The organism is Dolichospermum sp. LEGE 00246, from assembly GCF_015207865.1.
Classification (GTDB): Bacteria; Cyanobacteriota; Cyanobacteriia; order Cyanobacteriales; family Nostocaceae; genus Dolichospermum; species Dolichospermum heterosporum.
The window spans coordinates 1-11,234 of record NZ_JADEWA010000149.1 but is presented as its reverse complement, the minus strand read 5'-3'; the positions used below and the strand labels follow the sequence as shown (position 1 = coordinate 11,234).

At 38.3% G+C, this 11,234-nt stretch carries 3 protein-coding genes and 1 pseudogene; all 4 read left to right on the top strand.

From position 1 onward, the window contains the following. The first annotated feature begins 10 nt into the window (after positions 1 to 10). Positions 11 to 1,351: a bifunctional 2-polyprenyl-6-hydroxyphenol methylase/3-demethylubiquinol 3-O-methyltransferase UbiG gene (locus IQ228_RS11985; protein WP_193962945.1), complete on the top strand. Its 1,341-nt coding sequence runs from the start codon at positions 11 to 13 to the stop codon at positions 1,349 to 1,351. Next, positions 1,348 to 4,704 carry a glycosyltransferase gene (locus IQ228_RS11980; RefSeq protein ID WP_193962944.1) on the top strand — a complete coding sequence of 1,119 codons (3,357 nt, stop codon included), beginning with the start codon at positions 1,348 to 1,350 and terminating at the stop codon, positions 4,702 to 4,704. Before IQ228_RS11985 ends, IQ228_RS11980 begins: the two co-directional genes overlap by 4 nt. Before the next feature lie 873 nt (positions 4,705 to 5,577). Continuing rightward, on the top strand, positions 5,578 to 9,630 hold the full coding sequence (locus IQ228_RS11975; protein ID WP_193962943.1) for a DUF4214 domain-containing protein: 4,053 nt from the start codon (positions 5,578 to 5,580) through the stop codon (positions 9,628 to 9,630). Between the two features lie 1,264 nt (positions 9,631 to 10,894). Then, positions 10,895 to 11,234 (top strand): annotated as a pseudogene (locus IQ228_RS11970) (glycosyltransferase family 1 protein); the annotation flags it as partial.

Below are 11,234 nucleotides of genomic sequence, written 5' to 3'. Positions count from 1 at the left end.
ATTTTGAACAATGATTAAAAAAAATAATCCTGAAATTAATGTTGATGAGTTAATGGAGAAGATCCGTCAAGAGATCCTTAATCGTCAAAGTCACTCTCAGCCGATGGGAACAAAAAACAATGTAGATACAGGAAGTTTTACGTCAAATATTAGCTCAAGCATTGACTATATTGAATCTTTACTTAAAAATGCGGAATCTAGAGCTTGTATTCGGACAAAATGGCCTGAAAAACTTAATCGCTTTCCCTTTAACTCAATATCAAAATTACCAAAATTTATTCTGAAAGCCATCAATTTTCTATTTAAAGATCAACGAGAAGTTAACTTTAATTTAATCCTTTCTTTAAAAGAATCTTTAAGGATTAATCACCAACTAATAGCGGAAATTAAAACTTTAAAGACACAAGTGGATGATGGACTAGTTCATGCGGATACTCGTTTTCAAGAGATAAATGAGTGTTTGAATATTGTAGATAACAGCATTCATGAACTTAATAAGCAACTGGTTGCTGTGGATAATCGCTACCAAGAGATAAATGAGCGTCATTTGAGAAATGACAGTTACCTCAAGTATGATTTAATGCAGCAGAAGCGATTGATATCCTTGTTTTTAGAAGAAGCGCGGCGGCGATTACCAGAACCTTTTAATCAAGAACAACTGCAAACCTTTTTTAATGAAGAGGAACATCTATTTGATGAATTCTACCTTGCCTTTGAAGACCATTTTAGAGGTAGTCGTGAGGATATTTTAAACAGATTAAAAGTATATCTTCCCTTGATTGAAAAAGCGAATATTGGTACACCAGACTCGCCTATTTTAGATGTCGGGTGTGGACGGGGTGAGTGGTTAGAATTACTAAAGGAATCTGGATATATCTCTAGGGGTTTAGACACTAACAGAGTTATGGTAGAACAATGCCAATCTAGGGGTTTAGAGGTGATAGAAACAGATGTCATTAACTACTTGCAATCTCTACCAGAAAATAGTTTGGGTGCTGTAACGGGATTTCATATTATTGAGCATCTACCATTGAAAACATTAATGAGGTTATTTTCTGAAACAGTAAGGGTACTTAAACCGCAGGGATTAGTTATTTTTGAAACTCCAAATCCAGATAATGTGTTAGTTGGAAGCAATACATTTTATTTAGATCCAACTCATATTAATCCATTACCTAGCCCCACAGTCAAGTTTATGGCTGAAATGTTTGGTTTATACAATACTCAAATCATCACACTACATCCCTATCCTGAAAATGCCAAAGTTGATGGTCAAGGTATCGCTGAACGCTTTAATGATCTTTTCTATAGTTCACAGGATTATGCAATTGTAGGTTATAAATTATTATGAAACCAATAGGAATTCACCAATTTCATTCAGGTTCTGCCTATGGTGACGCTGTAACCAACGGGTTATTCCTCACCCAGAAGTTTCTTAGAGAACTAGGCTTTAGATCTGAAATATATGTAGAGCATATTGCAAAGGAACTGAATAATAAGCTAAACCATTACAGCACTTATGTTGGTTCTCCAAACCAATGTTTGTTAATCCATCATTCTCTTGGTCATGATTTGACTGATTGGATTCTTAGTCTTCCTGATATAAAAATACTGGTTTACCACAATATTACTCCGGCAAGTTTTTTTCCTGAAAACTCAGAGATTTACAAGTATTCGTTAATAGGACGAGAACAACTAAAGATTTTGAAAAATGCAGTGAGTGCTTCTATAGCTGATTCACTTTATAATGCACAAGAACTTATTTCATTAAATTACCCAAACATATCTACTATTCCTTTATTAATTGATGTTGAAAATATTAAAGATAAACCTTATAATCACAATATTGTTGATAGCAACTCGGAGATTTTCACTGTTATTTTTGTAGGGCGAGTATGTCAAAATAAATGCCAACATGATATTGTTGAGATATTTAAATATCTTGTAGAAACGATAGAGCAGCCCATTCAACTTATTTTAATTGGCGGCTACAGCCTGGATGATCACTACTGTCAATCCCTTCAGGAAATAATTGCTCGATATAGACTTACAGACCTTGTAAAGATGGTCGGAAAAGTTTCTGACGAAGAACTTTATGGTTGGTATCGTGCAGCGGATGTATTTATATGTATGAGTGAACATGAAGGTTTTGGTGTTCCTCTAGTTGAGTCAATGGTTTTTGATGTTCCTGTTGTGGCTTATAAAAGCACAAATGTCCCGTATACCTTGGGACAAGGTGGAATATTATTTAACGAAAAAAGATTTCCAGAAATTGCTGCCTTAGTTAACTTAATAAGAAAGGATCGCCCTCTTCGCCGGAGAATATTAAAGAGTCAAAGGAGCAGATTAAAAGATTTCTCTCGCGATTGTTTAATATCCGACTTAGCAAAAGTATTGATAGACGTTGGAGTAGAAATTCCTCGCCCAGTAACTTTGACTGAAAATAAAACTGAGGAATTACACTTTCAAATTGAAGGACCTTTTGAGACGAATTATAGTTTAGCTATTGTTAATAGAGAATTGGGATTTGCCCTAGACGAGAAATTTCCTGGTCAGGTGGGTTTATTCCCCACTGAAGGATTTGGCGATTATACACCTGACACAACTGCTATTAATCAGGTAGAAGGATTGGACTTACTGTGGAAACGAAGCAAAAAAGGTTCGAGACCAGATGTAGTTATTCGTAACTTGTATCCACCCAGGGTGGTAGATATGGATGGCTTAATTAATCTACTTTATTTTGCATGGGAAGAATCGAATCTTTCTAAAGAATGGGTAGATTCATTCAACCAATGTCTTGACGGTCTTACAGTCCTTTCTAGTTTTGTTAAGAAAGTTCTAATAGATGCTGGGGTTTATGTACCAATTCAAATAGCAGGTTGCGGTATAGAGCAAGTTTTACGACAGAAGCCTCAAACCTATCATGGTTATATTGGAAAATCATTCCGATTCTTACACATCTCCTCTTGTTTTCCTCGGAAAGGTGTGGATGTACTATTGGAAGCCTATGTTAAGGTCTTTACCTCTGATGATGATGTCAGTTTGCTAATTAAAACTTTTCCGAATCCTCATAATGATATTCAGCAACAAATAGATAATTTAAAGGCAAACTACAAAAATATTCCCGAAATTATTTTAATAAATGAAGATATTCCAGTCGGCTGTATTGTAGATTTATATCGCCGTTGTCATGCTCTGGTTGCACCTAGCCGGGGTGAAGGATTTGGTCTACCAATGGCTGAAGCAATGCTGTTTGATATCCCTGTAATTACCACAGGATTTGGAGGACAAACTGATTTCTGTAGCGATGAAACCGCTTGGCTAATTGACTTTCAATTCACAATCGCAAAAACTCATTTAAGCCAATTTAATTCTGTTTGGGTTGAACCTGATGTTAGGCATCTGGCTAAAGTAATGAGAGAAATATATCAAGCTCCAAAGCAGCAGATTCAATCCAAGGTTGTAGCCGCAAAAGCTTTGATTGAAGATAAATTCACTTGGAAGACTTGTGCTGCAAGGATTGAAAATATGCTTGCAACTATTGAATCACAAAAGCTTTCCATGACGCGGAAAATAAAATTGGGATGGGTGAGTACATGGAATTCTAAGTGCGGTATTGCTGCTTATTCCAGTTATTTAATTAATGGCAGTATATCTGAGAAATTTGATGTCAAAATATTAGCCAGTCGCCAGGATTTGCCTGAGAGTAAAGATAGTGATAATGTCATCAGGTGTTGGGATGACTTTTCCAATCCAAATCTCAGTGATCTTGAGTCATGTATTGAAGCAGAGAAACTCGATGCTGTGGTTATACAATTTAATTTCGGATTCTTTGAACTAACTGCATTTGGTAATCTGCTGCTTAAGTTATCAGAACGTGGTATAATTACTATTGTTATGTTCCATTCCACAAGAGATGTCAATAAACATGATTTTAAGGCTTCTTTAGCAACAATTCACTATGAACTTTCTTTGGCAGATAGGTTACTAGTTCATAGTATTGCAGATTTAAATAGACTTAAAGATTTTCAACTGATCAGAAATACTGCACTTTTTCCCCACGGAGTTCAGTGTAGACAGTTTATAGATTCCATTCTTTTAAAGAAAAAGCTCAATATTTTCTTAAATAAGAAGGTAATTGCTACCTATGGCTTTTTACTTCCTAATAAAGGGGTTGAACAACTGATTAAGGCTTTTTCTATTATTAAAAACTCATATCCAGAAATGTCTTTGCTTTTAGTTAATGCTCTTTATCCAAATCCTGTTTCTCATGAACTTAAGGTTAGGTGCGAAAGACTTATATCTAGTCTTGGACTAACCAACAGTGTTGTAATGATTAATGAATATTTAGAAGATGAGGAATCACTATGTTTATTGGAATGTGCTGATATAATAGTCTTCCCATATCAAAACTCTAACGAATCTTCGAGCGCGGCTGTCAGATTTGGAATAGCCTCCAACAGATTAGTTTTATGTTCAAAACTGGAAATCTTTGAAGATGTAAAAGAAACTGTGCATTTTTTACCTGAGAGAGATCCTAATAGTATAGCCAGGGAGATTATAAACTTATTCAATACGCCGGAAATATTCAATAGTAAGCGGGAAATACAACAACAATGGCTGAAAGAACATTCTTGGCAAAAATTATCAGATAAACTTGCGGGTATGATTCAAGCTCTAGTAAAAGATTCTCTTAATAAATGACTACCAAAAATTATAATTTTGCCTTGAAAATAACGATGTAGTTGGTAGTCCCTTATCTTATACGAATCTCTCTAAGAGTAAGCCACAAAATAAATGATCCTGTTTTGTCATGCTGAGTGTAGCGAAACGAAGCATCTCAATAGATTCTTCACTACACTTCGTTTCGTAATGCCTCTGGCACGCTGCACGAACAGAATGACATTGGGTATTTCTTTTTGTGGAGTTCTCTAATTGAAATTCGGCGTTGCTGAATCGAGGTATGAAATTCTCAAATTGAACCTTTAAAACTCTTACCTTTGCGTCAGACTAAAATTCATCCCCTTAATCAGCAACGCCTGAAATTCTTATTGCTCCTGATTAGACATCTCCAGAAATTAAATATGCGTGACCTGAAACCCTTGTAGAGACTTAGGCTTCCATAGGTAGGGATTCTCGGCTCTACCATCTTTTTTCGAGATGTCTATTGAGAATAGGTTTTGATGCAATTTTTGGCGATTCATGGTTGCTCAAATCTCTTTTTTGCCTCGGTAATTTCCCTCTGTGACAGTTGTGGGTGTGGAATGTGGGTTGAAAGCCTTGTTTTGTAAGCATTTTATTCAAAAACCAGGAAGAATCAGACTGATAACCGGATCAAAAATATCTAAACCGATGATACAAATGCAATTAAACGCAAATTGCTTATGCCACAGATGCTTTGTGTAGCGTATAGATAATTTTACTGTAAATCAGTAATCAGTTTTGTATTAAAAATCATACTTTAGATAGATGAAAATGATATGGATTTCCTTTATGCTGTTGTCCGTATCTGTCTTTAGATAGATACAGTTTTTTGACTATTAATTCATTTTTATTTCGTGGAGTGAACGTAAAACTATGACAGTAGCAAGCATTAATTCAGTCCAGGGTCTTTTTATTACCCTCCTGAAAAGTCCAGCAGATACCAAAAATTTAGCTGATTTGACTTCCCAACTCGACAAAGGTGTCGCTATCACCAAAATTGCCACAGACCTAATTGATTCAGCAGCAGGGAAACAACTATTTGGCACGTTAAGTAATGCTGATTTGATAGACTACATTTACAGTAATGCTTTCGGTCGAGTTCCTGACAGTGCTGGTAAGACCTACTGGACTGGAAAGTTAGGAACAACACCAGACTCAGCAAAAAAAGCCTCTGTCATTGCCGATATTATTAACTCTGCTGGTTCTGCTGATAAACAAGTTTTAAACAGCAGGGTTGATACCGCTAAAAACACCACTCATCAGTTGTCCGTCCAAGAGCTTTATATTACCTTTTTGGGGCGGGCAGCAGAAACAAGTGGTCGGGACTATTGGGTAGGACGTTTGAATAATGGTGCATCCATCGCCGATGTCACCAGAGATATTATCGCTTCAAAAGAGGCGCAGGATAAATATACTGGTTTAGTAAACAGTCAATTTGTTGAGCTAATTTATAGTAATGCCTTCGGTCGGTCAACAGACAAAGAAGGTTTAGATTACTGGGTTGGGAGACTAAATAGTTCAACAAGAGCAGCAGTGGCACTGGAGATACTGAGTGCTGCTGGTAATGCAGATAGACAAACTTTGAACAATAAGGTGGATGTTGCTCAGGGAATTACTGACAATTTCCAAACACAGTTTGCTTTAACCAAGGAAACTGACAACCTTACAGGTACAAATGGCAAGGATTTGTTCACAGGCGACAATGGTAACGACTTCTTTGCCACTGTCCAACCTGGGGATAGAATTGACGGGGGTGCTGGTATTGATACCTTAAAATACTCCTACAGCAAGGGAATATTGCCTACTCTCCTCAATGTTGAAAAGGTAGAGTTGATTAATTTACTGAGTCCAGTAATTGACTTCAGCCCCGCTGCTGGTTCGGGTCTGGAGGAAGTCACCCTCAAATTTGACCCATTATTTGGTCCCACCGTCACTGGACTACGAGATATTAAGCTTGGTATTGACAACGTTACCAACAACAGTATCACCAGTATCACTGGTAATTTTGGTAATGGAACAACTGCAAGTGTTTTCCTGACAGATTCTACACTGAATACACTCACCATTCAAGGTGATAAAGTCGCTACCATTAACCTTGCTCTGGAAAGTGAGTTTACAGATGGGGTTAATAGGATTGCGACCCTAACTATTCCAACTCTATCTTCTAGTGCTACCGGAAGAACACTGAATATTACTGGAGATGCCGGACTAGCTGGTACAGACATTAATGATCCCAACAGTTCTACAACGGTAGCTTTAAACTTAAATACTTCAAATCCTGATGCAGTAACAACTGTAAATGCGAAAGAAAACACTGGTGGTGTGAAATTGTTCTTTACGGATCAAGGTAAGGTTAATTTCACAGGCGGTAAGGGTAATGATAGTGTTGGGTTTGCATTCGCCCAATTTGACGATAAAAGTATAGTTGACGGTGGTGACGGCAAGGATACGGTGAGATTTACTGGTGCTAACATTGATGCTACTACCGCCGCCGCAGTTACTGCTATCAACGGTGTTAAAAACGTTGAGGTCTTAGGCTTTGCAACTCCCACAGTCACAGTGGATGCAACTAAGATTACTGCTGTTAAGGAGTATGATTTCGTAGCCAATACTGTCAATCTCAGCGGTGCAGCTACAGGTAACAAATTCACATTGAATAATACTGGAGCTAACACTTTAAACTTGACAGGAAAGGGTCAAAGTGTAGATTTAACATTGAAAGGAAAAGTTCAAACCCTGAATCTAAGCTCTAACGCGGGTACTGACACTGGGACTGAGAAAAATGAGATCACCAACCTGACTACAGATTTTGCTGGGTTAGCTGGTCCCCCTGCGATTCCCGCATTAACAGTTAATGTCACAGGTAACAAAGAACTGAAAATCGCCTCCCCCGTCCTCCCAAGCAACGCAGCCCAAGGCGTTACTATTAATGCAGGCGCATTTACTGCAAAACTAGAGGCTACTGGTACTGATCAAGACGACACCTTCAGAGGTGGTACTGTTGATAACATCTTTAATGGACGTAGTGGTAATAACACCTTCAATGCTGGTGTCGGCAAGAATAACTTTACAGGTGGTAAGGATAAGGACACCTTTAACTTTACCTTTGCCGATTTTAACGCTGATGATAAAGTTGATGGCGGTGATGGCATAGATACGGTAAGATTTACTGGTGCTAACATTGACATTAGTGCAGCCGCCGCAGTTGCTGCTATCAATGCTTTTAAAGGTGTTGATGTCTTAGGCTTTGGAACTCCCACAGTCACCACAGTCACAGTCGATGCAACTAAGATTACTGCTGTTAAAGAGTATGATTTCGTAGCTGATACTGTCAATCTCAGTGGTGCAGCTACAGGTAACAAATTCACATTGAATAATACTGGAGCTAACACTTTAAACTTGACAGGAAAGGGTCAAAGTGCCGATTTAACATTGAAAGGAAGTGTTCAAACCCTGAAGCTAGACTCTAAAAAGGGTACTGACACTGGGACTGAGAAAAATGAGATCACCAACCTGACCACAGATTTTGCCGGGTTAGCTGGGATTCCTGCATTAACCGTTAATGTCACAGGTGACAAAGAACTGAAAATCGCCTCCCCCATCCTCCCAAGCAACGCAGTCCAAGGTGTTACTATTAATGCAAACGCATTTGCGGCAAAACTAGAGGCTACTGGTACTGATCTGGATGACACCTTCACAGGTGGTACTGTTGATAACATCTTTAATGGACGTAGTGGTAATAACACCTTCACTGCTGGTGCCGGCAAGAATAACTTTACAGGTGGTAAGGATAAGGACACCTTTAACTTTGCCTTTGCCAATTTTGACGCTGATGATAAAGTTGATGGCGGTGACGGCATAGATACATTGCAGTTCACTGGTGCTGTAACCGTAGAGACAGCTGCTCAAGCTAAAATTATCAACGATAATGCCAAACTTATTGAAGTGTTAAGTTTGAATACTGGTACAGTAGATGTTGCGAGTATTACTGCTGCTAAAGAGTATGAAATTGGTGGTGCTAATGCTAACGTCACTGTTATCGGTGCAACGGAAAGTAATAAGTTCACTGTATTGACCACCGGTAGTACTCTGAATCTTGGCGGGGTAGCACAGAAAGTTGATTTGACATTAAAGGGTGCAGCAGTTACAAACCTAACTTTACAATCCAGCAAAAGAAATGCTGATCCTGTTCTACCCAATACAGTAACTCAACTCAAAGCGGATGGTAACCTGAATTTAACAATTCAGAATTTCGCTGCTAACCAAGATAGAGATCTCGTACTGGCTGCCCCTACCATCACGGAAGGTGCAGTCTTTAATCTTAATGCAACTACCTTTACTGCCAAGTTAACTGCTACTGGCGGTGCTGGTAATGACATCTTAATAGGTGGTACTGTTAATGACAGTTTAACAGGTGGTCTTGGTAATGACACCTTAATAGGTGGTGCTGGTAATGACAGTTTAATAGGTGGTGTTGGTAATGACACTTTAACAGGTGGTGCTAATAGTGACACTTTAACAGGTGGTGCTGGTAATGACATCTTCGGCTATACCGGATCGCTCGCTAATCCAGGTGCCGATTCTAATGCAGGTACTTTGACAACCTTCGATACTATCACTGACTTCACCAAAGGACAGGATAAAATCAGTGTTGTTAATCTAGGATTTAATCCTGCTACTGCTTTAGTTAATGCACAAGTAGCAGTTAACGCAACAAATCAAACAGAAATTAACGCTGCGGTTTTAACCGCTGCTGCTGGTGCAATTGGTGTGAGTACATTAGGTACTTTTGTTTTAGGAGGTAGCACATATATCCTTGGTAATGACGCTGCTGCTGCAATTACTGGAAATGACCTACTGGTTAAACTTACTGGTGATTTCAGTGGTACCTCAATTCTGGCTACTACAGACTTCATATATGCCTAATTGCAGGCTATGGAGTGGTTGAATTAAATACAATCACCACCATCATGCAAAGGATATCTTTTCCATAGTTTTCTGTAGGGGGCATAATACTTTTATGCCCTTTTTTGTTTTGATACAGCACTTTGTGTAACGGTTTCGTACAAAACAAAATCCTATAATCTTTGTTCCATAAATCTTTTAGATATTTAGGTGTGGTACTTTTAAAAGAAAAGTGCTGTAATGACAATACCTTGTCCAAAGCGGTCTTTTCTGACCCAGGTTGGGACAGTCTACCACTTCCTCTAACATATACTAAACACGGGTGAGATTTAAACTTTTGCCAAATGACAAAGAACCCAGATGTGTAGGGGTAAAGCAAAAGCTTAATGGTGTCAACTTAACGCAAAATCTTCATCCCGCAAGGAACTCAAGTTCCTTGCTAATAGCGAAAGTCATCTAAAAGATGACTAAATACTAGGAAAATTCATTAGTCCGTTTTAACGGACTTGAGCTATGAGACAGGGAATTTATTCCCTGGCGGGTGTGGAAGCCAAACAAATAAGCCACTTGTACTGAGCTTGTCGAAGTATCTGTAACCTAAGTTGACACCAATGAGCAGTGCTAAACCCCCACGTTTAGAATCAAACAATCAAGCCGTTTTGAGTATAGCTTTTATAAGACCTCGCGGTAAGTGGGAAACTCAGTGGCTTTAGCCCTGAGAGGGAAGCGACACGAGGGATTTTAATCCCTGTGGTATGCTAGAATGGAATCGTGAGTAAGAACAATAAACATCTACGTGTTGAAACATCCTAGTACGGAGAAATCCCGGCTCCTATGAAACAACGGTTAGGTTCAAGTCCTAGCGGCAGTATGACAAAAAAGAGCAAGTAATGGCAGGTTGTGGAGCGTACCGCATCTTGGCTTAGTGATGGACTCACAAAAACACTGAAAACAATAAAAGTAAGCGCAATTTCGACACCTTGATTGGTGGTTGTATTGAGCGTCTAGGCGGCGTTTGACGGTCGCAGCGAGATTAGATTAGGCTAAACCTTTAATCTAATTCTGTCAGTAGAATCTCAGTGGCTTTAGCCCTGAGAGTGTCAATAATAGAAATTTTGGTAAAATTACCCTTAAGGGAACACCAAAAAATAAATTACCCAATTTTGTGGGATGGGCATCCTGCCCGTCCTTGATGATTAGCGAGCAAGATGCCCGCGCCACAAGAAATTTTTGGGTATTTTTTTGATTGGAAGTCCTTAAGTAAAAATGATTTATAATTTGTTCAATGTTTAAAGTTATTATTGATGTTACTCCAATTGATTCTCAGCCCAGTGGTGTGGGTTTATATGTTTTTAATTTAGTAGAAGCTTTGTCTAAGTTAGAACATACAGAATCTTTTGAATTAGGATTAGCTTATCAACCCGGATTAAAAAATTGGTTAAAAGGAAAATTAAATTTCCCAGATAATCTTCAGCCTTATTCAAATATTTATCAGATTCCTATACCTGTTCGTCTTTCTAATCTTTTCTTAGATTATTTACCTCAAATTTTTCCTCATTATCTTCAACCAATTTTAGGAAAACCTAATGTTTTTCATGGAACTAATTATACCGTTTATCCTTATA